This is a genomic window from Micromonospora sp. NPDC018662, from assembly GCF_044391475.1.
GTDB lineage: Bacteria > Actinomycetota > Actinomycetes > Mycobacteriales > Micromonosporaceae > Micromonospora.
In genome coordinates, this window is sequence record NZ_JBISAC010000001.1 from 770,304 (window position 1) to 793,502 (window position 23,199).

General features: G+C 74.3%; 29 protein-coding genes, 1 pseudogene and 1 riboswitch. Of the genes and pseudogenes, 18 read left to right on the forward strand and 12 right to left on the reverse strand.

The window, feature by feature from the left end:
• Window positions 1-39: 39 nt before the first annotated feature.
• The 4 genes from ACH495_RS03750 to ACH495_RS03765 form a co-directional block, all read right to left on the reverse strand.
• Window positions 40-1,065, reverse strand: coding sequence for a coiled-coil domain-containing protein (locus tag ACH495_RS03750; RefSeq protein ID WP_396856196.1), 1,026 nt, complete (start codon window positions 1,063-1,065; stop codon window positions 40-42).
• A 3-nt stretch (window positions 1,066-1,068) separates the two neighbouring features.
• Window positions 1,069-1,200: riboswitch (cyclic di-AMP (ydaO/yuaA leader) on the reverse strand.
• 154 nt (window positions 1,201-1,354) lie between these two features.
• Window positions 1,355-2,662: a YibE/F family protein gene (locus ACH495_RS03755; protein WP_396856197.1), complete on the reverse strand. Its 1,308-nt coding sequence runs from the start codon at window positions 2,660-2,662 to the stop codon at window positions 1,355-1,357.
• A gap of 140 nt (window positions 2,663-2,802) precedes the next feature.
• On the reverse strand, window positions 2,803-2,982 hold the full coding sequence (locus ACH495_RS03760; protein ID WP_396856198.1) for an SHOCT domain-containing protein: 180 nt from the start codon (window positions 2,980-2,982) through the stop codon (window positions 2,803-2,805).
• A gap of 156 nt (window positions 2,983-3,138) precedes the next feature.
• Window positions 3,139-3,438 (reverse strand): metal-sensitive transcriptional regulator, encoded by a 300-nt coding sequence (locus tag ACH495_RS03765; RefSeq protein ID WP_396856199.1) that lies wholly within the window; start codon window positions 3,436-3,438, stop codon window positions 3,139-3,141.
• An 80-nt stretch (window positions 3,439-3,518) separates the two neighbouring features.
• Between ACH495_RS03765 and ACH495_RS03770 the strand changes: the two genes are divergently transcribed.
• From ACH495_RS03770 to ACH495_RS03810, 9 genes are all read left to right on the forward strand, one after another.
• The gene (locus ACH495_RS03770) at window positions 3,519-3,725 is read left to right on the forward strand and encodes a heavy-metal-associated domain-containing protein (RefSeq protein WP_396856200.1); all 207 of its coding nucleotides are present in this window, start codon (window positions 3,519-3,521) and stop codon (window positions 3,723-3,725) included.
• 35 nt (window positions 3,726-3,760) lie between these two features.
• Entirely contained in the window at window positions 3,761-4,702 is a 942-nt protein-coding gene (locus tag ACH495_RS03775) for a hypothetical protein (RefSeq protein ID WP_396856201.1), read from the forward strand.
• A 16-nt stretch (window positions 4,703-4,718) separates the two neighbouring features.
• The gene (locus ACH495_RS03780) at window positions 4,719-6,974 is read left to right on the forward strand and encodes a heavy metal translocating P-type ATPase (protein WP_396856202.1); all 2,256 of its coding nucleotides are present in this window, start codon (window positions 4,719-4,721) and stop codon (window positions 6,972-6,974) included.
• 80 nt (window positions 6,975-7,054) lie between these two features.
• A complete protein-coding gene (locus ACH495_RS03785) occupies window positions 7,055-7,228 on the forward strand; it encodes a CsbD family protein (protein WP_396856203.1) in 174 nt (57 codons plus the stop codon).
• 160 nt (window positions 7,229-7,388) lie between these two features.
• The gene (locus ACH495_RS03790) at window positions 7,389-7,814 is read left to right on the forward strand and encodes a YbaB/EbfC family nucleoid-associated protein (protein WP_396856204.1); all 426 of its coding nucleotides are present in this window, start codon (window positions 7,389-7,391) and stop codon (window positions 7,812-7,814) included.
• Window positions 7,814-8,137, forward strand: coding sequence for a hypothetical protein (locus ACH495_RS03795; protein WP_396856205.1), 324 nt, complete (start codon window positions 7,814-7,816; stop codon window positions 8,135-8,137). The genes ACH495_RS03790 and ACH495_RS03795 overlap by 1 nt, the downstream gene beginning before the upstream one ends.
• 2 nt (window positions 8,138-8,139) lie before the next feature.
• A complete protein-coding gene (locus ACH495_RS03800; RefSeq protein ID WP_396856206.1) occupies window positions 8,140-8,634 on the forward strand; it encodes a hypothetical protein in 495 nt (164 codons plus the stop codon).
• 7 nt (window positions 8,635-8,641) lie between these two features.
• The gene (locus ACH495_RS03805) at window positions 8,642-9,151 is read left to right on the forward strand and encodes an EndoU domain-containing protein (RefSeq protein ID WP_396856207.1); all 510 of its coding nucleotides are present in this window, start codon (window positions 8,642-8,644) and stop codon (window positions 9,149-9,151) included.
• 26 nt (window positions 9,152-9,177) lie between these two features.
• Entirely contained in the window at window positions 9,178-9,612 is a 435-nt protein-coding gene (locus tag ACH495_RS03810; protein WP_396856208.1) for a hypothetical protein, read from the forward strand.
• A gap of 12 nt (window positions 9,613-9,624) precedes the next feature.
• Here ACH495_RS03810 and ACH495_RS03815 read toward each other — a convergent pair whose 3' ends face one another.
• From ACH495_RS03815 to ACH495_RS03830, 4 genes are all read right to left on the reverse strand, one after another.
• Window positions 9,625-10,260, reverse strand: a complete 636-nt coding sequence (locus tag ACH495_RS03815; RefSeq protein ID WP_396856209.1) for a dihydrofolate reductase family protein — start codon at window positions 10,258-10,260, stop codon at window positions 9,625-9,627.
• A gap of 29 nt (window positions 10,261-10,289) precedes the next feature.
• Window positions 10,290-11,534, reverse strand: coding sequence for an RNA polymerase sigma factor (locus ACH495_RS03820; protein WP_396856210.1), 1,245 nt, complete (start codon window positions 11,532-11,534; stop codon window positions 10,290-10,292).
• Window positions 11,531-11,899 (reverse strand): YciI family protein, encoded by a 369-nt coding sequence (locus ACH495_RS03825; protein ID WP_396856211.1) that lies wholly within the window; start codon window positions 11,897-11,899, stop codon window positions 11,531-11,533. Before ACH495_RS03825 ends, ACH495_RS03820 begins: the two co-directional genes overlap by 4 nt.
• Before the next feature lie 549 nt (window positions 11,900-12,448).
• On the reverse strand, window positions 12,449-13,648 hold the full coding sequence (locus ACH495_RS03830; RefSeq protein ID WP_396856212.1) for a DUF2786 domain-containing protein: 1,200 nt from the start codon (window positions 13,646-13,648) through the stop codon (window positions 12,449-12,451).
• A gap of 140 nt (window positions 13,649-13,788) precedes the next feature.
• Here ACH495_RS03830 and ACH495_RS03835 point away from each other — a divergent pair, with 140 nt between their 5' ends.
• The 5 genes from ACH495_RS03835 (at window position 13,789) to ACH495_RS03855 (ending at window position 18,131) form a co-directional block, all read left to right on the forward strand.
• The gene (locus ACH495_RS03835) at window positions 13,789-14,643 is read left to right on the forward strand and encodes a DUF3152 domain-containing protein (RefSeq protein WP_396856213.1); all 855 of its coding nucleotides are present in this window, start codon (window positions 13,789-13,791) and stop codon (window positions 14,641-14,643) included.
• 38 nt (window positions 14,644-14,681) lie between these two features.
• Window positions 14,682-15,344 carry a response regulator transcription factor gene (locus tag ACH495_RS03840; protein WP_396856214.1) on the forward strand — a complete coding sequence of 221 codons (663 nt, stop codon included), beginning with the start codon at window positions 14,682-14,684 and terminating at the stop codon, window positions 15,342-15,344.
• Between the two features lie 2 nt (window positions 15,345-15,346).
• On the forward strand, window positions 15,347-16,537 hold the full coding sequence (locus ACH495_RS03845) for a sensor histidine kinase (protein WP_396856215.1): 1,191 nt from the start codon (window positions 15,347-15,349) through the stop codon (window positions 16,535-16,537).
• A gap of 79 nt (window positions 16,538-16,616) precedes the next feature.
• A complete protein-coding gene (locus ACH495_RS03850) occupies window positions 16,617-17,108 on the forward strand; it encodes a DUF2231 domain-containing protein (protein WP_396856216.1) in 492 nt (163 codons plus the stop codon).
• Between the two features lie 45 nt (window positions 17,109-17,153).
• Window positions 17,154-18,131, forward strand: coding sequence for an aldo/keto reductase (locus ACH495_RS03855; RefSeq protein ID WP_396856217.1), 978 nt, complete (start codon window positions 17,154-17,156; stop codon window positions 18,129-18,131).
• A gap of 3 nt (window positions 18,132-18,134) precedes the next feature.
• On the opposite strand, the gene ACH495_RS03860 is transcribed toward ACH495_RS03855, so the two are convergent.
• Together ACH495_RS03860 and ACH495_RS03865 are read right to left on the reverse strand one after the other, a co-directional pair.
• Window positions 18,135-18,560: an ATP-binding protein gene (locus ACH495_RS03860; protein ID WP_396856218.1), complete on the reverse strand. Its 426-nt coding sequence runs from the start codon at window positions 18,558-18,560 to the stop codon at window positions 18,135-18,137.
• Between the two features lie 76 nt (window positions 18,561-18,636).
• Window positions 18,637-19,383, reverse strand: a complete 747-nt coding sequence (locus tag ACH495_RS03865) for an SAM-dependent methyltransferase (protein ID WP_396856219.1) — start codon at window positions 19,381-19,383, stop codon at window positions 18,637-18,639.
• A 49-nt stretch (window positions 19,384-19,432) separates the two neighbouring features.
• On the opposite strand from ACH495_RS03865, the gene ACH495_RS03870 reads away from it, so the two are divergent.
• Both ACH495_RS03870 and ACH495_RS03875 read left to right on the forward strand, forming a co-directional pair.
• Window positions 19,433-19,651 (forward strand): hypothetical protein, encoded by a 219-nt coding sequence (locus ACH495_RS03870; RefSeq protein ID WP_396856220.1) that lies wholly within the window; start codon window positions 19,433-19,435, stop codon window positions 19,649-19,651.
• Window positions 19,652-19,708: 57 nt separating this feature from the next.
• On the forward strand, window positions 19,709-19,927 hold the full coding sequence (locus tag ACH495_RS03875) for a hypothetical protein (RefSeq protein WP_396856221.1): 219 nt from the start codon (window positions 19,709-19,711) through the stop codon (window positions 19,925-19,927).
• Between the two features lie 8 nt (window positions 19,928-19,935).
• Here the strand turns inward: ACH495_RS03875 and ACH495_RS03880 are convergent.
• Window positions 19,936-20,127 (reverse strand): annotated as a pseudogene (locus ACH495_RS03880) (ANTAR domain-containing protein); the annotation flags it as partial.
• A 34-nt stretch (window positions 20,128-20,161) separates the two neighbouring features.
• On the opposite strand from ACH495_RS03880, the gene ACH495_RS03885 reads away from it, so the two are divergent.
• Window positions 20,162-20,842 (forward strand): response regulator, encoded by a 681-nt coding sequence (locus ACH495_RS03885; protein WP_396856222.1) that lies wholly within the window; start codon window positions 20,162-20,164, stop codon window positions 20,840-20,842.
• Between the two features lie 58 nt (window positions 20,843-20,900).
• Entirely contained in the window at window positions 20,901-22,019 is a 1,119-nt protein-coding gene (locus tag ACH495_RS03890; RefSeq protein ID WP_396856223.1) for a magnesium and cobalt transport protein CorA, read from the forward strand.
• On the opposite strand, the gene ACH495_RS03895 is transcribed toward ACH495_RS03890, so the two are convergent.
• On the reverse strand, window positions 21,997-23,196 hold the full coding sequence (locus ACH495_RS03895; protein WP_396856224.1) for an MFS transporter: 1,200 nt from the start codon (window positions 23,194-23,196) through the stop codon (window positions 21,997-21,999). The genes ACH495_RS03890 and ACH495_RS03895 overlap by 23 nt on opposite strands.
• Window positions 23,197-23,199 lie beyond the last annotated feature (3 nt).

Consider the following 23,199-nt stretch of genomic DNA (forward strand, 5'->3'; position numbering starts at 1 on the left):
GGGGCCGCCCGAAGGCGACCCCCCATTTTCGCGTACGCGTCAGAGCAGCGACATGTGCACGTGGTCGGTGTGGTTCGACGGTCCGCTGTAGGAACTCCAGCCGGTGGCCGGGAACCAGATCTGCCGGTTCCAGATCACGTAGTAGATGCCCAGCCGGTCGGCGTTGCGGATGAGGAACGCGGCCACCTCGTTGCCGTACCGGCGGGTGTCGTTGTTGTGCCACGGTGCGAAGCCGCTGTTCTGCAACGACCAGTCGCACGCCTTGCCCTTGGGATGCTCCCACGGCCCGCCGGGGCGGTAGCAGCCCACGAAGCGGTTGAAGCCGGCGCGCTTGACCTCCTTGTACGCGTGCAGGGTGCGCGGCGTGACGCAGCCGGAGGTGGTCGGGTCGTTCTCGCTGCACGACTCGGACTTCCATCCGCCGTCGGCGGTGCGGCCGGGGCCGATCTTGGCGACCGGTGAGGTGGCCGAGACCAGACCGCCGGTGAAGCCCAGCCCGCCGACCAGCTTCAGCGCCTTCTGCGCCTCGACCTTCTCGCGGGCCATCGCGTTCGTCTGCTTCTCCTGCTCGCGCACCTCGGCGTCGAGTGCGATCTTGGCCTGCTCGGCGCGCGTCTTCACCTCGTTGATGGCGGCGAGCCGCTGCGCGTTGAACAGGTTGAGCTCGTCCAGGGCGCTGGCCCGGCGGACGAACGAGTCGGGCGAGTCGCTCTCCAGCAGCATCGCCATCGCGCCGACGCGACCGGTGCGGTAGGACTGCGCGGCGATCTCGGTGACCTGCGGGCTGAGCGCGTCGAGCTGGTTCTGCGCCGCCTTCACCTCGAGCGCGAGCTGGAGCTGCCGCTTGCGCGACTTGTCCAACTTGGACTTGGCCTGGAGGTAGTTCCGGTTGGCCGCGGTGACGGCTTCGCTGATGAGCGGTGGGTCGTCGTCCTCCGCGTGCCCCGAGGGGTTGGGGGCGGCGGTGTGCGGGGCTGCCGAGGCCGGGGTCGGGCCGGCCAGCACGGCGAGCGCGGCGAGCACGGCCACCACGGGTGTCAAGCAGCGGCGCAGGGGTGCCGTCACAGTGTTCCCTTCCGTCGGCCGCCGACCGGGTTAGCTGACGGGTTCGGGACGGAAGTGGCCCCTACCGCTCGCGCGGATTCACCCCATGTACCTGGTTCCCCGGCTCGCCCGGAGGCGATTGGGCGGCGGCACCGCAGGCGCGGGTGCGCGCCTTCGGCGGTGACCGGCAGCGAGGTTACCCGAGATGTCGACCGGGGATCTACGCCCGGAAGCCGACCAATCGCGAGAATTCGACATTGCCCAGCGTGACCAGCATCGCGTTTGACGCGGGCCGTCACGCAGCGGAGTGTCACCATGCGACATCCGTACTTCCCCGGTCGCCGGGCCACCGGTCGGCCGGCGTCCCGCCGAGCGCCTCCAGCGCCTCGCCGCGGGCCGCCGGTGGCCGGGCCGGCGGCGGCGTCGACGCCCCGGCCGACGGCGTGCGCCGCCCGGCGGTGGCCACGACCGCGGCCAGCGCGGTGGTGAGCGGTACGGCGGCGATCAGCCCGAGCGTCGCCACCGCGCTGCGGACGATCTCCTGGGCGAGGAACTCGCTGGTGAGGATCTCGCCCACCGGGCGGGAGTCGGCGACCAGCAGGAGCAGCAGCGGCAGCGAGGCGCCCGCGTACGCCAGCACGATGGTGTTGACGGTGGACGCGATGTGCGCCCGGCCCACCCGGGTGGCCGCCCGGTAGAGCTGCCGCCGGGACAGGTCGGGGTTGGCGTGCGCCAGCTCGGTGACGGTGGCCGCCTGGGTGACCGTGACGTCGTCCAGCACGCCGAGCGAGCCGATGATGATGCCGGCCAGCAGCAGGCCGTGCAGGTCCACGTCGCCCCGGAACATGGACAGCGTGGTGGCGTCCTCGCTGCCGAAGCCGGTCAGGTGGGTGGCGGCCGTGGCCAGCGTGCCCAGCACGCCGGTGACCACCAGGCTGCCGAGCGTGCCGAGCACCGCCACCGACGTCTGCGCGGTGATCCCGTGGGTCAGGTAGAGCACCACGAACATGATCAGGGCGGCGCCGACGATCGCCACCGCCAGCGGGGACCGGCCGGCGCCGATCCCGGGCAGCACGAAGCCGAGCAGGATGGCGAAGCTCGCCACCAGCCCGCCCAACGCGGCCAGCCCGCGCCAGCGCCCGAACGCCACGATCGCGGCGGCGAAGAGCGCCACCAGCCAGATCAGCGGCGTACCGCGCTGGTGCTCGGCGATGTTGTAGGCCTTCACCGACGGGTCGGCCGGGTCGGTCAGCTCGACCAGGATCACCTCGTCGCCGACCTCGACCCGGGGCGCCCCGGGGCCGTTGGGGACCGGCGTCTCGACCTGCCGGCCGGCGTCCGGGCCCTGCTCCGCGGTGACCGTCACGGTGCCGCACCGGCCGCCGCCGCCCTCGGGCGCCTCCGGCGTGGGCGGGCAGGGCTCGGTCACCACGCGGGTCACCGTGCCGTGGTGGCGCGGCACGTTCTCGCCGCCGGCCGGTTCCGGGCCGCCGCCCCGGGGCCAGAGCACCAGCGCCGCGATCACGGTGAGCACGAAGAGCGGCACCACGGTCGCGACCAGGAGCCGGCGTACGCCCGGCGGCGCGGCGGGGGCGGGACGGGTGTGGTCGGCGCCCACGGCGGCCCTCCCAACGGGTCGCGGCGCACCGGGTCACCGGACCGGTCGGGCACCGGTCGGCGCGGACGCGTCCTGACCACGCCCGGGTCGCCGCCGGCCATGGTAGCCAGGCCGGGTCGGGCCACCCCGGCAGGCGCGGATCAGCTCAGGCCGGCCCGCCGGCTCCGGTAGTCGTCCTCGTCGATCTCACCGCGGGCGTACCGCTCGTCGAGGATGCGCCGGGCCGTGCCCGGCCTCGCGGCGTCCGGCCCGGGCAGCCGGAACACCAGCCAGACGAGCCCGGCCAGCACCGCGAGCGCCAGCAGCGCCCAGATCCACATCCAGCCCATCATCGGGCCCGGCCACATCATCCGGCTGCCCTCCGTCCGTCACGCCTGGCCGGCGGTTCGCCGGCCCGGCCGTCACCTCGACGGTACGGCGGCCGGGGCGTGACCGGACCGGGCCGGGCGGCCCGTCCGCCGGGCCGGAGGTCCCGGTCAGCCGCGCTTCATGAGGCGGCCCACGGCGGCCATCATCTCGGTCGCCATCTCGTCGGCGCGGCCCTCGGCGGCGCCCTCGTGCATGCAGTGCCGGGCGTGGCCGTCGAGCAGGCCCAGCGCGACCTTGTCCAGCGCGGCCTGGACGGCGGAGATCTGGGTCAGCACGTCGATGCAGTAACGGTCGTCCTCGACCATCTTCTCGACGCCCCGGACCTGCCCCTCGATGCGGCGGAGCCGCGCGAGCAGTTGGTCCTTGCTGGCGGTGTAGCCCCGGACCGGGGTGGACGGCGTGGTCATGCGTCGAGGATAGCGTACCCCCCAGGGGTATGATAACGTTCGGCTCGTACCCCCAGGGGGTATCAGGATCGGAGGGCGAGATGGACACCACCTACCAGGTGCGCGGCATGACCTGCGGGCACTGCGTCACCGCCGTCAGCACCGAGCTGAACGCGCTGCCGGGCGTCACCGACGTCCAGGTCGACCTGGCCACCGGCCGGGTCACCGTCACCAGCCGGGAGCCGCTGGACGCGGACGCCGTACGCGCCGCCGTGGACGAGGCCGGCTACGACCTCGCCGGGGCGTGACGGGTCCCCGGACCCCGCAGAGCCGAGGAGACACCATGAACACGGCGACGAAGCTCAGCGGCTTCGCCCTCGGCCTCGCGGCGGTGTTCGCCGGGGCGTACGGGATCGGTCACGTGGCCGGTCCCGCCGCCCCGGCCGCCGAGACCCGCCACGACGCCACCGACGCCGACCACGGCGACCCGGGTCACGCCGGAGGTGCGGACGCCCACCTGCCCGGCGGGCTGCTGGTCTCCGACCGGGGCTACACGCTCCAGCCGACGGCCGCCCCCGAGGGGCAGTTCGCGTTCCGGATCACCGGCCCGGACGGCGCACCGGTCACCCGCTACGACGTGGCGCACGACAAGCGCATGCACCTGATCGTCGCCCGCCGCGACCTGTCCGGCTTCCGGCACGTGCACCCCGAGCTGGCCGAGGACGGCACCTGGCGGGTCGCCTCGCCGCTCGCCGGGCCCGGCGTCTGGCGGGCGTTCGCCGACTTCACGCCGACCGGCGGCGAGCCGCTGACGCTCGGCGTCGACGTCACCGTTCCCGGTCCGCTGGCCGCCCGGCCACTGCCCGCGCCGGCCACCACCGCCACCGTCGACGGCTACACGGTCACGCTCACCGGCACCCCGGAGCCCGGCCGCACCAGCCGGCTCACGCTGACGGTCAGTCGGGACGGCCGCCCGGTCACCGACCTCCAGCCCTACCTCGGGGCGTACGGCCACCTGGTGGCGCTGCGCCAGGGCGACCTGGCCTACCTGCACGTGCACCCCGACGGCACACCCGGCGACGGGCGGACGCCGGCCGGCCCGGCCGTCACGTTCGCGGCCGAGGTGCCGTCGGTCGGGGCGTACCGTCTCTACCTGGACTTCCGGCACGGCGACGCGGTGCACACCGCCGAGTTCACCGTCCTGGCCGGCGACCCGGCGCCGGCACCCACCACCGCACCGACCCCGGACGCCGGACACGGCACGCCGGGGCACGGGCACAGTTGACCGGGGAGGTGTCGCGATGACCACCACGGGAAAGGCGCTGCCGACCGCGCCGAACCTGATCGAACTCGCGATCGGCGGCATGACCTGCGCGTCCTGTGCGGCCCGGATCGAGAAGAAGCTCAACCGGATGGACGGCGTCGAGGCCACGGTGAACTACGCCACCGAGAAGGCCACCGTCCGCTACGCCGACGCGGTCGCGCCGGCCGACCTGATCGCCACCGTGGAGAAGACCGGCTACACGGCCGAGGTGCCGCCGCCGCCCGCCCCGGCCGGGGCGGCCCCGGCCGCCGAGCCGGTGGACGAGTTGCGCGTGGCGCGTACCCGGCTGTGGGTCTCGGCGGTGCTGACGCTGCCGGTGATCCTGCTCGCCATGGTGCCGGCCTGGCAGTTCGACTACTGGCAGTGGGCCTCGCTCACGCTGGCCGCGCCGGTGGTGGTCTGGGGCGGGCTGCCGTTCCACCGGGCGGCGCTGATCAACCTGCGGCACGGCGCGGCGACCATGGACACGCTTGTCTCGCTCGGCACGCTGGCCGCGTTCGGCTGGTCGCTGTGGGCGCTCTTCCTCGGCGACGCCGGGATGCCCGGGATGACGCACCCGTTCCGGTTCGACATCACCCGCGGCGACGGCGCCGGCAACATCTACCTGGAGGCCGCCGCCGGGGTGACCGTCTTCATCCTGGCCGGACGCTACTTCGAGGCACGGGCCAAGCGCGCCGCCGGCTCCGCGCTGCGGGCCCTGCTGGAGCTGGGCGCGAAGGACGTGGCGGTCCGGCGCGGCGGGCAGGAGGTCCGGATCCCGGTCGACCAGCTCGCGGTCGGCGACCGGTTCGTGGTCCGGCCCGGCGAGAAGATCGCCACCGACGGCGTGGTCGAGGAGGGCACCTCGGCGGTCGACGCCAGCATGCTCACCGGCGAGTCGGTGCCGGTCGAGGTCGGGCCGGGGGACGCCGTGGTGGGCGCGACGGTCAACGCCGGTGGCCGGCTCGTGGTGCGCGCCACCCGGATCGGCGGCGACACCCAGCTCGCCCAGATGGCCCGACTGGTGGAACAGGCGCAGACCGGCAAGGCGGCGGTGCAGCGCCTCGCCGACCGGATCTCCGGCGTCTTCGTGCCGATCGTGATCGCCCTGGCCGCCGGCACGCTGGGCTGGTGGCTCGGCACCGGGGCCGGGCCGACCGCCGCGTTCACCGCCGCCGTGGCCGTGCTGATCATCGCCTGCCCGTGCGCGCTCGGCCTGGCCACCCCGACCGCGCTGCTGGTCGGCACCGGGCGCGGCGCGCAGCTCGGCGTGCTGATCAAGGGGCCGGAGGTGCTGGAGTCCACCCGCCGGGTGGACACCGTGGTGCTGGACAAGACCGGCACCGTCACCACCGGCCGGATGACCCTGGCCGAGGTGCTGCCGGCGACCGGCGAGGACGCCGGCGAGCTGCTCCGGCTGGCCGGCGCGCTGGAGGCGGCCTCCGAGCACCCGATCGCGCGGGCCGTCGCCGAGGGCGCGGCGGCAGCCGGTCCGCCGGTCGCCGTCGACGACTTCGCGAACGCCGAAGGGCTCGGCGTGGCCGGCACGGTCGACGGCCGGAGCGTGGTGGTCGGGCGGCTCCGGCTGCTGCGGGAGCGCGGTCTCGACGTACCCGAGGAGGTCGTGCGGGCCGCGACCGGCGCGGAGGCCGCCGGTCGCACGGCGGTCCTGGCCGGCTGGGACGGACGGGCCCGGGGCGTGCTCGCGGTGGCCGACGCGGTGAAGCCGACCAGCCGCGCGGCGGTCGACCGGCTGCGCGGGCTGGGGCTCACCCCGGTGCTGCTCACCGGCGACAACGCCACGGTGGCGAACGCGGTGGCCGCCGAGGTGGGCATCGGCGAGGTGATCGCGGAGGTGCTGCCCGCCGACAAGGTGGCCGTGGTCGAGCGGCTCCAGCGCGAGGGTCGGGTGGTGGCCATGGTCGGCGACGGGGTCAACGACGCCGCCGCGCTGGCCCGGGCCGACCTCGGACTGGCCATGGGCACCGGCACCGACGTGGCCATCGAGGCCGCCGACCTGACCCTGGTCCGGGGCGACCTGCTGGCCGCGGCGGACGCCATCCGGCTCTCCCGCCGCACGCTGGCGATCATCAAGGGCAACCTGTTCTGGGCGTTCGCCTACAACGTGGCAGCGCTTCCGCTAGCCGCCGCCGGGCTGCTCAACCCGATGCTCGCTGGCGCGGCGATGGCCTTCTCGTCGGTCTTCGTGGTGGCGAACAGCCTGCGACTGCGGCGCTTTCGTCCGATCGGGTGACGTCGGGCACCGGCATGGTTGGGGTGGTGGACCGCTGGGTAACTAGTTGTCGTCACGCAACCGCTGAGCTGGAGGTTCCGATGGGTCTCGACGACAAGATCGACAACACTTCCCAGGACGCCGCGGGCAAGGTCAAGGAGGGCGTTGGCCGGGTCACCGACAACGAGCGCCTCGAGGCCGAGGGCCGCAACGACCAGGCGGGCGCCAAGCTCAAGCAGGCCGGCGAGAAGATCAAGGACGCCTTCAAGAGCTGACGTACGCGTCGCACACCCCACCGGGCCGGCCTTCGGGCCGGCCCGGCGTGCGTGGTGGGGAGTGGACGCCCGACCGTCCACAGTCGCTCACCCGGGGTCACCGTGGCCCGCGTTCCTGAATAGGATGCGAGGCGACCTCGATTCCGCCAGGAGCTGCGCGATGGCCCACCCCGCCGACCCGGCCGGCCTCGGCCGGGTGCTGTCCGACACCATGGCCGCGTTGCAGCGGCACACCGACGCCGGCGCGGGCGAGCAGCCCGCGCCCCCGGAAGGCGTCGGGGAGGCCGCCGACGGCCTGATCCGGGTCACCGCCGGCCCGCCCGGTCGGGTCACCGCGCTGACCCTGGACCCCCGGGTCATGCGGATGCCGAGCGAGTCCCTGGCCGAGGAGATCGGGGCGGCGGTCAACGCCGCACTCACCGATCTTCAGGAGCAGGCCCTCGCCGCCGTGCCGGGCCAGGTCGACCTGGGCTCGCTCGGCGAGCAGCTGCGCCGGATCCAGGAGGACGCCGGGCGCCAGTTCACCGCGTTCACCGACGCGCTGGTCGAGGCGCAGGACCGGCTCTCCCGCCAGGGCGGCCGCTGATGCCGGTCGAGGTCGACCCGGACGGCCTGGGCGCCTCCGGGCTGGCGTTGGGCGGCGTGGCGACCCGGTTCGGTCAGGCGCTGACCGCGTTCCGGGCCGAGCTGGCCGGATTCGGCCGGCCCTGGGGCTCCGACGACATCGGCTCGCTGATCGGGGCCGCCCACGACGAGGTCTCCGCGTTCGCGTTCGAGTGCTTCGGCACCGCCCTCGCCGAGATCTCCGCCGCCGGCGCCGACCTCGGCGAGATGGCCACCCGGTACGCCGAGACCGAGGCGGCGATCACCCGCGGCTTCGACGGCATGCGCCGCGCGCTGGGAGACTGACCATGGGCCTGGAACTCCCCGCCGAGCTGCGGTCGCTGCTCGGCATCCTGGGCTACACCTGGCCGGAGGCCGACGAGGTCAAGCTCTTCGAGATGGGCAACGCCTGGATCCGCTTCTCCGGCACGCTCTCCGGCGTGGTCGCCGACGCGAACACCGGAGCGGCGACGGTCTGGACCCAGCACACCGGCCAGGACATCACCGCGTTCCAGACCTGGTGGAACCGGGAGGACAGCCCCGCCGACAGCCTGCGCGACGGGGTGACCGCCGCGGTGCTCACCGGCACCGGCCTGATCATCTGCGGGGCGATCGTGCTCGCGCTCAAGGTCGCCGTCATCGTGCAACTGGTCATCCTGGCCGTCCAGATCGCACAGGCGGTCGCTACCGCGGCGGTGACCTTCGGCGCCTCGCTGCTGGAGATCCCGCTCTTCCAGCAGTTGGCCCGCACCATCGTCGGCAACCTCGTCCAGGAAGTCCTCTGGAAGCTCGTCGACGGGTGAGTAGCTGATGGCCAAGGGGTCAGGCAAGGCCAGCGGGCGGCTGATGCGTGCGGCGCTCAAATATCTGAAGCGAGCCAGCAAGCGTCACCGACCCGGTCGAATGACCCCGCACTCACGGGAGCACGTGTTCAAGGGGCATGAACGACCAGGCAAGACCACCGGCTCCGGTTACCACTACCGACCGGGCGGTGAAGACTTCCCGGGGCGTCGATTGAAGCCCGGCACGCTGCGTCGGGATCCGCGCACCCAGGCATACACGGCCGAGCCGGAATACTTCGACCGGTCAGCCAATCCGCCGGCCGGAGCGTGGAAGCCGAAGGGCGGCAACAACGGCGTAAGCTCCTTCTTCCCTGACCACTGGACGCCGGCAGAGGTGGACGCAGCCATCAGTGGCGCCTTCCAGAATGCGCGTCGTCTGCCCGACGGTACGTGGCGTGGCACGTACCGCAACGTGACCATCGAGGGCTACTACCATCCTCAGACAGGTGCGCTGAAGCACGGCTGGCCTGTGGTGTGACAAGTCGGAGGTTGTCCGTGAGTTCGATGACGTTTTCCGTGGACGAGTTCAAGCTGCCGCTGTATCAGGTGGCCGATGCGCGCTACGAGGCGTTGGGCGTGTGGCTGATCACCGACATCTCCGTGTACTTCCGGGTCTGCCTGGACGCACTCGCCATGATCGACGACGTGTCGAACGGCAAAATGCCCTTCGAGGAATGGAGCAGCGACAAGTTCGACGTCCACTTCGGGGCGGACCGGGTGACGCTTCAGAACCAGTGGCTGGAGTTCCAGCACGGCGAATACCCCGTCCCGGAGGTGCGCGAGGTGCTGGAGCGGTACTGGCGCTTCCTGGTCAGCCTGCCGAAGCGCACCGACCTCATCCGTGAGTACCATCCGGACCTTCCGCAGTGGCAGGCCGACCTGCTGCTCTGGGAAGAGACCTGGGAGCGGCCGCACCCGTACCGGGGACGGTTGTTCTGACCCGACGCCGGGTCAGCGCGGCACGCGGTAGCGGATGTGGGTGACGGTGGGGCCGGCGACCACCTTCTCCGGCGTCAGGGTGACGTCCAGCGGCCCGTCGAAGAGCGGCGTGCCGCCGCCCAGCACGATCGGCACCACGTGCAGCCAGAGCGAGTCGAGCAGCCCCGCCGCGAGGTAGCGGCGTACCGTGCCGCCGCCACCGGCCACGCAGACGTCGCGGTCGCCGGCCGCCGCGCGGGCCCGCTCCAGCGCCGCCTCGGCGCCGTCGGTGACGAAGTGGAACTCGGTGCCGCCGGCCATCAGCAGCGCCGCCCGGGGGTGGTGGGTCAGCACGAACACCGGGGTCCGGAACGGCGGGTCGTCACCCCACCACCCGGTCCAGGTCCGATCCCACGGCCCCTCGCCGCCGCCGAACATGCGCCGGCCCATCACGTACGCCCCGATGCCGGCGGTCATCTCCTCGACCACGTCGGCGTCGACGTTGCGCTCCCCGCCGGTGAGGGCGTGCTGGGTGCGCCAGTTCTCGGTGGCGAACGCCCACTCGTGCAGCCGCAGACCGCCCCGCCCGAGCGGGTCCTGCAGGCTCTGGCCCGGCGCGGCCACGTACCCGTCCAACGACACCGACAGTTGACTGGTGACTTCTCCCATGAGGGGTGGACCTTCCGGGCCGGCGGAACTCATCGGTCGGCGGCCAGCCGCGCGGCGCGTACCTCCAGGTAACGCCGCTCGGGCAGGCTGGTGGTGGCCCGGGCGGCGGCCAGGTAGGCGGCCCGGGCGTCCGCCTGGTCGCCGGCCAGTTCGAGCAGGTGCGCGCGGACGGCGGCGAGGCGGTGGTGGCCGGCGGTGCGGTCGTCGGCGTGCAGCGGCGCGAGCAGCGCCAGCCCGGCCCGGGGGCCGTCCACCATGGCCACCGCGACCGCCTGGTTGAGGGTGACCATCGGGTTGGGCGCGATCCGGGCCAGCACCCGGTAGAGCGCCACGATCTGCGGCCAGTCCGTGGTCGCGGCGGTGGGGGCCTCCGCGTGCACCGCGGCGATGGCCGCCTGCACCTGGTACGGGCCGGGCGCGGACCAGGTCAACGCCTCGGTCACCAGGGCGATCCCCTCCGCCACTGCGGCTCGGTCCCAGCGGGTGCGGTCCTGCTCGGCCAGCGGCACCAGTTCCCCGTCCGGTGCGGTACGCGCGGCCCGGTGCGCGTCGGTGAGCAGCATCAGCGCCAGCAGCCCGGCCACCTCGCCGTGGGCCGGCAGCAGCCGGTGCAGCTCCCGGGCCAGCCTGATGGCCTCCCCGGTCAGCTCGACCCGGTGCAGCTCGGCGCCGCTGGACGCGGTGTAGCCCTCGTTGAAGATCAGGTAGAGGACGCGCAGGACCGCGCCCAGCCGTTCGTCCCGGTCGGCTCCCGACGGGAGCGTGAAACGTGCCCCGGCCGCCTCGATCCGCTGCTTCGCGCGGCGGATCCGCTGGCTCATGGTGGCCTCCGGCACCAGGTACGCCCGCGCGATCTCGGCGGTGCTCAACCCGCCCACCGCCCGCAGCGTGAGCGCCACCTGGGCGCTGGCCGGCAGTGCCGGATGGCAGCAGAGGAAGAGCAGCCGCAACGTGTCGTCCCGGCTGGGCGGCTCCTCGTCGGCGGGCGGGGCGACCGCCGCGTACGCCGGCTGCCGGACGGCCACCGCGACCTCGCGGGCCCGACGGGCGTGCTCGCTGCGCCACTCGTCGGTGAGCCGGCGGGTGGCCACGGTGACCAGCCAGGCGCGGGGATAGTCCGGTACGCCCTGCGCCGGCCACTGGGTGGCGGCGGCGAGGAGCGCCTCCTGGACGGCGTCCTCGGCGGCGTAGAACTGGCCGTGCCGGCGGACGAGCACGCCGAGGACCTGCGGCGCGAGTGTCCGCAGCAGGTCCTCGACCGCCCGGGGGGTCACATCTCCGTCCCGGCCTGCTCCATCACCGCGCGCACCTCCAGCACACCGAAGCCCTGCCGCACGTCCGGCCAGTTCGCGGCGATCTCGGCGGCCCGCTCCGGGGTCTCGCAGTCGACCATCAGGTAGCCGGCGAACTGCTCCTTGCTCTCCACGAACGGCCCGTCGGTGATCTCCGTGCCGCCGCCCGCGGGGCGTACGGTGCGGGTCTGCGCCGGGTCGGCCAGCGCCTCCCCGCCGACCAGTTCACCGGACTCGGTCAGCTCCTTCATGATCTGGTCGACCTCGCCGAAGATCGCGGTGCGCTCCGCCTCGGTCAGCTCGTCGGCGAAGCCGGGCCGGTTCCAGATCAGCAGCATGTACTTCATGGTCCACTCCTCGGGTACGGGCCACCGTCGGTGGCCTCACGGACGGGTCGGAGCCGGCCGGCCCGATCCGACACGGGGAGGGGTGGGAACTTTCGGAAACCGAGGGTAGTTGTCGACCCGGCGCAGTCGGCATGGTCGGCTCTCCTGGACTTCAGCGGAGATCATGCTTCCAGCCCGGACCTGGTCGGGACAAGTGAACAACCCGGCAGTACGCAGTCCGACTGGGCGGCGGATCGGTTCGCGCACTGCGCATCGATCATGTTCCAGAAGCGGTGATCAACGCCCTCCCTTCCGGAAGGACGGGCTCCAGTCGACCGCCAGATCGACGCCACCGTCCGAGATCTTGGAGGGAAATGGCCCCTGGAGGGGCGCTCAGCTTCCAAGATCTCTCCCGCTCCCGGCATGCGAGAAGAATTGCCTGCCATGTGGGAGGAGGTGAAACGTCAGGCGGACGCCCGACGGCAGATTCCACAAGCGCACCCCGGCCAGCCCGGCGTCCGTTCTGTCGCGGCCATCGTGACGAACCCCTTGGCACCCCACTCATCGAGGTCAGCGCGGGCCGCGCAGGGGGCGAGGGGCGGGGCGGCCGGCGTCCAGGGAGGCGCGGTCGGCGGCGGTGGTGCCGGAACTCCAACCCTCCGTGTCGCGCACCTGGAGCCGGTGCCGGGTGGTGCCGGGGAAGAGCTGGTCGGCGCGTTCCCGGACGGCGTCCGACCGGGCCGCGAGCACCGGCAGCAGCCGGTCGTCGGCGTGTTCCTCGGCCGCCGCCGTGCTGGCCGCCCGCAGTCGTTCCCCGATTCGCAGCGCGAACGCGTTGAGGAACGACTCGTCGTAGCCCTTGGTGCGCCGGCCACCGCCCTTGCCGCGCCCGCTGCGATCGCCGCGACCGCGCAGCATCGCGGCGGTGGCCTGCACCAGCAGCGACGTGTGCAGCAGTTCGACAGCGGCCAGGTCGGCCGGGAAACCGAGCACGGTGGCGAAGCCCAGGTCGTCCGACCAGACCGACTCGCACCGGTTCGCGGCGGCCACCTCCTGGATCAGCAGCGCCTTCGCCGCCGCGTACGGGGCATCGGTGCCGAGGCGCATCCCGCCCGGCCGGTCCGGCCGCTCGGCGGTGGCGTCGAGCAGCGCCGCGTCGATGCTGTGCCGGGCCATCAGCTCCTGCGCCTTCGCGGTGAACGCCTCCGCCTCGGCCGGGTAGCCGCTCGACTCGGCCTTGGCCAGCAGCGCGCGTACCCGGTCGAGCATCCGGGAGCCGGTGGCCGGCACGGCGGCGAGCGGGACGGCGGCGGCGCCGGGCGGCGGGCGGAGCAGCGCGATCGGCGGCAGCCCCTCGACCAGGACGAGCGCGTCGACCGCGTCCCGCAGCGCGGTGATCCGGTCGCCGTCGGCGCGGCGGTCCAGCCAGCCCGCGTCGGCGTCCCAGCGGGCGCCCAGCTCGGTGAGCTGCTCGTCGAACCAGGCCGGCACCGGCCCGGGCAACGCGCGGCGCTGGGCGGCCAGCGCGTCGCGCAGCAGCCGGGCGCCGCGCGCGGTCAGCCGGCGGGTGGCGAGCCGGTCCAGGTCGACCGGTTGCCAGCCGCGCGGCCAGAGCCGCCCCACGGCCCGCGAGAGCCGGGCGAGCACTGCCGCGTCCATCGCCGCGCCGTCGCCCACCACCAGCCGGTCGAGGGCGCGCTCGGCGGCGCGTACGTCGGTGCCGCGCGCCGCCGCGAGGGCGTCGTCGAGCAGCGTCTCGGCTGGTGACACGGGTGGCTCCCCTGGAAATCCGACAGGCGGCAGGTCGTCCACCCCGACGTTGACGGTACCCGGCTCTTCCCTTCAACCGTCCGGGCCTGGTATCCGTACTCCTGCGCGGAGCGCGGGCGGGGCGACGGACGGAGAGCGACGTGGGCGGGCGGGACCGGGGTGTGCACCGGCGGCGACGACGGTCGCGGGCCGGTCGCCGCGCGCTGACGGCGGTGCTCGTCGTGGCCGGCCTCACCGCGGGCGGCGGGTACGCGGTGCGACGCCACCCGGAGCTGCTGGCCTCGGTCGGCGTGGACCGGACCGTCCCGGCGGCGGTGCCCTCCGCGCGCCCACCGGCAGCGACCGCCTCGCCGGCGAGGACCGCACCGGTCCCGGCCGCCGGTCGGGTGCCGCCCGGCATCGGCTACCCGGCCCGGGGCGGTGGCGGCTTCCGCACCGCCGACACCACCGGCGCGGTCGCCGGGCGCACCGGTCAACTGCTGCGCTACCGGGTCGCGGTCGAGGACGGCATCCGCAACCTGGACGTGGAGCGCTTCGGCCGGGACGTCGCGGCGACGCTGGCCGACCCGCGTGGCTGGACCGGCGACGGTCGGTGGCGGTTGCAGCGGGTGGGCCGGGACTCCCCGGCCGACTTCACCGTGCTGCTCACCACGCCGGGGACGCGGGGCGAGCTGTGCGACGACCCGACCGACCGCTACACGTCCTGCCGCAACGGCGACAAGGTCGTGATCAACGTGGCCCGCTGGGTGTACGGGGTGCCGCACGTGCCCGACCTCGGCCTCTATCGGCAGTATCTGCTCAACCACGAGGTGGGCCACCGGCTCGGCCACGGACACGAGCGCTGCCCCCGCTCCGGCGGCCCGGCGCCGGTGATGGTGCAGCAGACGCTGGGCCTGCACGGGTGCACGCCGAACGCGTGGCCGCTGGTGGGCGGCGAGCCGCTGGCCGGCCCGTCCGGCCAGTACGACGATCCGATCCCGGCCCGGGACCACTGACCCGCCGACCGCCGAGCCGCCGGGTGAATACTGGCCGGGTGGAGAGCCGCCCCCGCCTGCTGCTGGTCGAGGACGACCACGCTCTGTCCGGTCTCCTCGCCGACCTGCTCGCCGACGAGGGGTACGACGTCGACGTGGCCGGCGACGGCCATCTCGGGCTGCACCGGGCGCTGACCCGGGACTACCAGGTCATGGTGGTCGACCGGGGGCTGCCGGCGCTGGACGGGCTGGAGTTGGTCACCCGGCTGCGGGCACACGGCGTCACCTGCCCGGTGCTGCTGCTCACCGCGCGGGGTGCGCTGCACGACCGGGTCGCCGGCCTGGACGCGGGGGCCGAGGACTACCTGGTCAAGCCGTTCGAGGTGGCGGAGCTGTCGGCCCGGCTGCGGGCGTTGCGCCGCCGCCACCCGGACGGCGCGAGCTGGCTGTCGCTGGGCCGCCGCCGGCTCGACGTGGGCAATCGTCGGGTCGTCGACGGTGCCGAGGAGATCCCGCTCTCCGCCCGCGAGTTCGCCGTGCTGCACGCCCTGGCCGGCCGGCCCCGCAAGGTCTTCACCCGGGCGGAACTGCTCAGCGCCGCCTTCGACCGCGCCGACGCGCCCGGCACCGTCGACGCCTGCGTCCACCACCTGCGCCGCAAGCTGGGGCGGGACGCCGTCCGCACGGTGCACGGGCTGGGTTACCGGCTCGGGGCCGGCTGACGGTGGACGAGGCCCGGCTCGCCCGTGCCCGCCGGCGCAGCGTGGCGCAGACCGCCGGCGCGATCGGGCTGGTCCTGCTGCTCGTCGGCGCGCTGATGTTCGTGCTGACCAGCCGGCAGGAGGCACGGGCGCTGGACGGGGAGCTGACCCGGGTGCTGGCCGCCGCCGAGGACGTCGACGATCCGCCGCCCGGGCAGTTCCTGGCGCGGCAGCGCCCCGGCGACCCGGTCGTCGAGGTGACGCCGGGCGCGTCACCGGAGCTGACCCGCGTGCTCGACGAGGCGGTACGCCGTCCGCCCGGCCGCCACGACGCGACGGCCGGCGACGACCGGCCGGTCCGGGTGGCGGTGGCGCACCGGGCCGACGGCACCCGCTGGGCGGTCGCCGCCGATCTGGCCCCGCTCCGTCGACGGCAGGGGCAACTCGGCCTCGCGTTGCTGGTCGCCGAGCTGGCCGGGCTGGCCGGTGCGCTGGTCACGGCCACGCTGCTGGCCCGCCGGGCGGTCGCCCCGCTGGCCGCCGCGTTGGGCATGCAACGCCGGTTCGTGGCGGACGCCTCGCACGAGCTGCGCGCCCCGCTGACCGTGCTGCACACCCGGGCGCAACTGCTGGCCCGGCGGGCCCACGAACAGCCGGCGGAGCGGCTGGCCGGGCAGCTCGACCAGCTCGTGGCGGACACCCGGGCGCTCGGCGAGGTGGTCGAGGACCTGCTGGTGTCGGCCGCCGCGGAGCACCAGCCGCTGCCGGACACCGCCGTGGACCTGGCCGCGGTGGCCCGCGAGGTGGTGGGCAGCATGTCCGCGTACGCCGGCGAGCGGCAGGTGGAGCTGCGGTTGGTGGCGGCCGGGCCGGCGCTGGTCCGGGGCGCCGGGCCGGCCCTGCGCCGGGCGGTGACCGCGCTGGTGGACAACGCCGTCGGGCACGTGCCGGCGGGTGGGCACGTCACGGTGACGGTGGACCGCCGGGACGGCCGGGTCGCCGCCGAGGTCGCCGACGACGGGGTCGGCCTCGATCCGGCCGAGGCGGACCGCCTGTTCGCGCGGTTCGCGCACGGCACGGCCGGGGCCGGTCGCCGGTTCGGCCTCGGCCTCGCCCTGGTCCAGCACGTGGCACACGCGCACCGGGGCACCGTCGAGGTGGCCGGCGCACCGGGCCGCGGCGCCACCTTCACCCTGCTGCTGCCACCGGCCTGAGCGGGCCCGGCACAAGAACTTCGCAAGAAGTGCCGGGCACTGTGGGACCGAACCGGACCCGACCGCCGAGGAGATCATCGTGCCCGACTCCGTGAACGGACTGCCCCTGCATCCGCTGGTGGTGCACGCCGTGGTGGTCCTGCTGCCGTTGGCCGCGCTGGGCGTGGTGGCGCTGGCCGTACGACCCGCCTGGCGGGGCCGCTTCGGCTGGCTCGTGGTGCTGGTCGCCGCGCTGGCCACCGCCGCCGTACCGCTCGCCACGCAGAGCGGCGAGAGCCTGGAACGGCGGGTCGGTGACCCGGGCCGGCACGCCGAGTTGGGTGACCAACTGCTCTGGTTCGCGTTGCCGCTGCTGGCCGTCGCCGTCGCGCTGGTCTGGTTGCAGCGCCGGGCGGACCGGCCGACCGGTGCCGGGCCGGCGGCCGGGCCCGGCGTGCCGGGCGTGGTGGTGGCCGTGCTGGCGGTGGTGGTGGCCGCGGCGAACCTGGTCCAGGTCTACCGGGTGGGTGACTCGGGGGCGAAGGCGGTCTGGGGTGACCTCCCGGCGGCCACCGCGGAACACGGTGACTGAGTCGCCGGGCTGCGGCCCGCACCCACCGGTGGTGAGATGGGCCGCATGGATTACGTGACGTTCGGTTCCACCGGCCTGGAGGTGTCCCGGCTCTGCCTGGGTTGCATGAGCTACGGCGAGCCGGGGCGGGGCACGCACCCGTGGTCGCTGCCGGAGGACGACGCCCGGCCCTTCATCAGACAGGCGCTGGAGCTGGGGGTGAACTTCTTCGACACCGCCAACGTCTACTCCGACGGCACCAGCGAGGAGATCGTCGGCCGGGCGCTGAAGGACTTCGCCGACCGCGAGGACGTGGTGATCGCGACGAAGGTGCACGGCCGGATGGGGGCGGGGCCGAACCGGGGCGGCCTGTCCCGCAAGCACATCATGAGCGAGATCGACGCCAGCCTGCGCCGGCTCGGCACCGACTACGTCGACCTCTACCAGATCCACCGCCTCGACCCGGCCACGCCGATCGAGGAGACGCTGGAGGCGCTGCACGACCTGGTCCGGGCCGGCAAGGTCCGCTACCTCGGCGCCTCGTCGATGTACGCGTGGCAGTTCGCCAAGGCGCTCTGGGCCGCCGAGCGGCACGGCTGGACCCGGTTCGTCTCCATGCAGAACCACTACAACCTGCTCTACCGGGAGGAGGAGCGGGAGATGCTGCCGCTCTGCCTCGACGAAGGCGTCGCGGTGATCCCGTGGAGCCCGCTGGCGCGTGGCCTGCTGACCCGCGAACCGGGGGAGCGGACCGCACGGGCGGACACCGACGAGTTCGGCCGCAAGCTCTACGCGCGCACCGAGGAGCACGACCGGGCGGTGGTCGACGCGGTGGGCCGGGTCGCCGCGCAGCGTGGTGTGCCGCGCGCCCAGGTGGCGCTGGCCTGGGTGGCGCGGAATCCGGCGGTGACCGCGCCGATCGTGGGCGCGACCAAGCCGCACCACCTGACCGACGCGGTGGCCGCGCTGAAGCTGGAGTTGACCGACGCGGAGGTGGCGGAGCTGGAGGCGCCGTACGTCCCGCACCCGGTGTCCGGGTTCTGAGCCCTACCGGGGGAACGAGGCCCAGATGTTCTTCGTCTTGTCGGTGGCGTACCAGCCGACGTCGAGCGAGATCGACTGGGCCAGGAACAGCCCGCGCCCGCCCGAGTCCGTCGGGCGGATGTCGCTCAGTTCCGGCACCGAGCTGACGTCGTGGTCGGCCACGTCGAGCAGGAAGCAGTCGTCGGTGGCCAGCAGCGTGACGATGGTGGGGGGCCGCCCGTGCCGGAGCGCGTTGCTGGCCAGCTCCGTGACGACGAGCAGCACCATGTGCGGCACCTCGTCCAGGTCCTCGCCCTGCACGAGCCCGTGCCGGTTCAACGCGTCCCGCAGCGCGGCGCGCACGTCCCGCAGCTCCGCAGGGGTGGCGAGCACCCACCGTTCCAGCTCGGTGGCCTGCGGCGGCGGCGGCGAGGTGCGCAACTGTCCCATGATCTGTCTTTACCCTGCGTAGCGATTCGTTAAGCCCGGCCGGCCCGCCCGGTGGGCCGGCCGGCCCGACCCGGCATCAGCGGCGCATCAGCGCGAAAACCCCCCAACCGAGATGGTCGCGCTGGAAGCGGACGTACCGCAGTGGGTCCTCGGTCAACTCCCGCCGCAGCTCCGGGGCCAGCTCGTCGTCCGGGTTGGCGTCCAGCCAGCGGCGCAGGTTCAGCCAGTGGGCGGCGGCGTACCGGTCCCAGCTGTCCTGGTCGGCGAGGACCATCTCGACCAGGTCCCAGCCGCACTCGCCGAAGAGCCGGACCAGGCCGGGCAGGTCGCGGAACTCGTCCCGGGACCGCGCCTGCGAGCCGGTCACGGTCTCGGCGTCCGGCGGGTCGAGCCGCCAGTACGGCTCGCCGACCAGCGCCAGGCCGCCGGGGCGCAGCGCGCGGCCGAGCAGTTCCAGCGTGCCGGGGACGCCGTCGCCGATCCAGGTCGCGCCGACGCAGGCGGCCACGTCGACCGGACGCTCCGGGACGTACGCGGCGGCATCGCCGTGCACGAAGCGTAACCGGTCGGCGACGCCCAGCTCGGCGGCGCGGTCCCGGGCGGCGGCGGTGAACACCGTGCTGATGTCGACGCCGGTGCCGGTGACGCCGTGGTCCCGGGCCCAGGTGCAGAGCAGTTCGCCCTTGCCGCTGCACAGGTCGAGCAGCTCCGCGCCGGGCGGGAGCTTGAGCACCCGGCCCAGCGTGGCCAGCTTGGCCTCGTCGATCGGGTTGAGCACGCGGAGGTCACCCTCGCGGATGGTGAAGCTACGTGGCAGGTCCATTCGCCGGGACGCTAACCCGCGCCCCGGGGGCGGTCCAGGGGATTTCCGGGTGGACGGCCCACACGTCGACCGGGCCGACCTCAACCGGTACGCCGACCCGAACCGGCTGATCGTGCTCCATCCGTGGGCGAACGCCACCGGAGTCGACCCGAACGGCTGCCGGGACCGATGGGGCTACCTCGGTGCCGCGAACTTCCCGATCACGGAGGTGCCCAGGTCGAGACCGTCCTGGACATGGTCCGCCGGCTGGACGCTGACCGGCGGGTAAACCCGGTCCGGCCACCGGGTCTGGGCCGGACCGGGTCACCTGCGGTACGGTCGAGTCATGGTCGTCGAGGAACACTGGTGGAACGGCGTCAACATCCCTCGCGGGCGCCGCGACGTCTACATCTGCACCGACGGGCAGCGGTGGCAGGTCCAGGCCCAGATCGGCGGCGCCGCCGGCCGATCGAAGATTCAGCAGTGCCCGAGTCGCGGCTCGGCGAGCATCCTCGCCGGCGCCTGGCGGGCGAGCGGCACCGGCTGGCGGGAGATGCCACGCTGATCCGGCGGTCAGTCCCGACCGCCGTGCACCGCCCGGCCGACAAGTGACTCGGCCACCTCGCGCAGCTTCCGGTTGGAGTCCTGCGACACCCGGGCCAGGATGGCGAACGCCTCCCCGGACGAGCACCGGCGCCGGCCCATGATGATGCCCTTGGCCTGCTCGATCACTGCCCGGCTCTGCATCGTCTCCGGCATCTGCTGGCCAGCGTGGCGGTGAGTCGGAGGGGCTGCGGGAATGACGCGCATCCTGGTCGTCGACGACGAACCGCAGATCGTCCGCGCGCTGCGGATCAACCTGCGGGCCCGCGGCTACGACGTCGACGTGGCCGGCAGCGGCGCCGCCGCGTTGAAGGCCGCCGCCGGTCACCCGCCGGACCTGGTGGTGCTCGACCTCGGCCTGCCCGACCTGGACGGCACCGAGGTCATCCGCGGGCTGCGCGGCTGGACCGCCGTCCCGATCATCGTGCTCTCCGGCCGGGCCGGCAGCGAGGACAAGGTCGCCGCGTTGGACGCGGGCGCCGACGACTACGTCACCAAGCCGTTCGGGGTGGACGAGCTGCTCGCCCGGATCCGCGCGGTGACCCGGCGGCTGGCACCCGCCACCCCCGGTGTGCCCGCGCTGCGCATCGGCCGGACCACCGTCGACCTGGCCGACCGCACCGTCACCCGGGACGACGGCACCGAGGTCAAACTGACCCCCACCCAGTGGGCGGTGCTGGAGAAGCTGCTGCGCAACCCCGGCAAGCTGGTCAGCCAGCGCCAGCTCCTGCACGACGTGTGGGGGCCGGAGTACGAGCGGGAGACCACCTACCTCCGGCAGTACCTGGCCCAGCTCCGGCGCAAGCTGGAGGACGACCCGGCCCGGCCCCGGCACCTGATCACCGAGCCCGGCATGGGCTACCGCTACCGGCCCTGACGTTTGCGCCGGCCCGGGCGGGGGACTCGGCGAGCCGGCCGAGCAGCGGGGGAGGGGCATGGCGGACAACCGGTTCGTGGCGTCGCCGCCGGACGGGTTCGGCCGCCGCCTGGACGAGCACGCCGTCGACGCCGGCGCGGCCGAGCCGGAACGGCCCGCCGGGCTGGTCGACAGCGGCGTCTACGTCGACGGCGTACGGCGTGCGTCGCCGGTCGGCCTCGCCGACACGTTCCACTGCCTCCAGGAGCTCGACGACGGCATGGCCTGGATCGGGCTGCGCCGGCCGACCCGGGAGCAGATCGCCTCGCTGGCCGCCGAGTTCCAGCTCCCCGAGCTGGCCGTCGAGGACGCGATCAACGCGCACCAGCGGCCGAAGCTGGAACGGTACGGCGACACCCTGTTCGTGGTGCTGCGCGCCGCCCGGTACCTGGACGCGCGGGAGGCGGTCGAGTTCGCCGAGCTGCACCTCTTCCTCGGCCCCGGCTTCGTGATCACCGTCCGGCACGGCGGCACGCCCGACCTGGCCGCCGTCCGGCGGCGGCTGGAGGCCGACCCGGCCGTCCTCGCGCTCGGCCCCGAGGCGGTCCTCTACGCCGTGCTCGACCGCGTGGTCGACGGCTACGCCCCGGTGGTCGCCGGCCTGGAGAACGACATCGACGAGATCGAGACCGAGGTGTTCGGCGGCGACCCGAACGCCAGCCGCCGCATCTACCAGCTCAGCCGCGAGGTGATCCAGTTCCAGCGGGCGGCCAGACCGCTGCTGAAGGTCGTCGAGGTGCTCGTCGGCGGCTTCGACCGCTACGGCACCGACGAGGAGCTGCGCCGCCGGCTGCGCGACGTGGCCGACCATCTCACCCAGGTGGTGGAGCGGGTGGACGGGTTCCGGCACCTGCTCCAGAACATCCTGACCGTCAACGCGACGCTTGTCTCGCAGGCGCAGAACGAGGAGATGCGCAGCCTCACCGCGGCCAGCTTCGAGCAGAACGAGGAGGTCAAGCGCGTCTCCGCCTGGGCGGCGATCCTGTTCGCGCCCACCCTGATCGGCACCGTCTACGGGATGAACTTCACCCACATGCCGGAGCTGGGCTGGCGGTACGGCTACCTGTTCGCGGTCGCCCTGATGTTCGCCGTCTGCACGGCGCTCTATCTGCTGTTCAAGCGCCGCGGCTGGCTGTGAGCCCGGCCGCGGCGTCGCGGCGTGGGACCGTCCACAGCATCGCGGTGCCGAGCAGCGCGGCGGCGGGCGCGACCACCAGCCCGTACCGGACGCCGGCCGACACGCCGGCGAGCGCGGAGCCGGCGGCGCTGCCCACCACGAACGCGGTGCTCACCCAGGCGAACGCCTCGGCCACCGTGCCGGGTTCGGCGAGCCGCTCGGCGGTGAGGAAGACGGCGGTCAGCACCGGCGGCAGCGCCAGGCCGCTGACCGCGAGCAGGCCGGCCATCGGGACCGGGCCGGGCGCCAGCAGCAGCGGCAGGAAACCGACGGTGAGCGCGGCGGCCAGCACCGGCAGTCGGCCGGGCCCGCCCGGCCGGACCCGGGTCCAGCACAGGCCGCCGACCAGGGCACCGGTCGCCTGCGCGGCCAGCAGCCAGCCGCTGAGCCGCCGGTCGCCGGCCGCCTCGGCGTAGCCGGTCACCGCCACCGCGATGCTGCCGACCGCTGCGCCGACGCCGACCACGCCGAGCATCATCACCGCGAACCGGGGTACGCGCAGCGGCCCGGCCCAGTGCCGCACCGCGGCCACCCCGCGCCAGGACCGGGCGGCGGGACTCAGCGCGTACAACGCGGTGCCGACGAGCTGCACCACGGCGGCGGCGAGCAGCCCGGCGGCCGGCCCACCGACGGTCACCGCGAGCAGCGTGACCAGCGGACCCACCACGAAGATCACTTCCTGGACGGCGATGTCCAGCGTGTACGCGGTGGGCACCGTGCCCGGCGGCAGCAACGCCGGCCAGAGCGTCCGCAGGCACGCCTCCAACGGCGGGGTGCCGAGCCCGGCGATCGCCGCGCCGACGACCGCGCCGGCCAGGTGCCCGCCGGTGAGCGCCACCGCGCCGAAGCCGAGGCCGGAGACGACGGCCGCCGCCCAGAGCACCGGCGGCTGCCGCCAGCGGTCCACCGCGCGGGCCAGCAGCGGGGTGCCCACCGCCATCCCGGCCGTGTACGCGGCGACCAGCAGGCCGGCGGCGGCCAGGCTCAGCGACTGGCGGGCGAAGAGCAGCAGCGCCAGCGGGCCGCTGGCGGTGGGCAGCCGGCCGATCTGGCTGCCCAGGAGGACGCGGGCGACCTGCGGGGCACGCAGCACCGCCCGGATGGAGGTGTCGACGGAACGCGCCTCCGCCGGGATCATCCG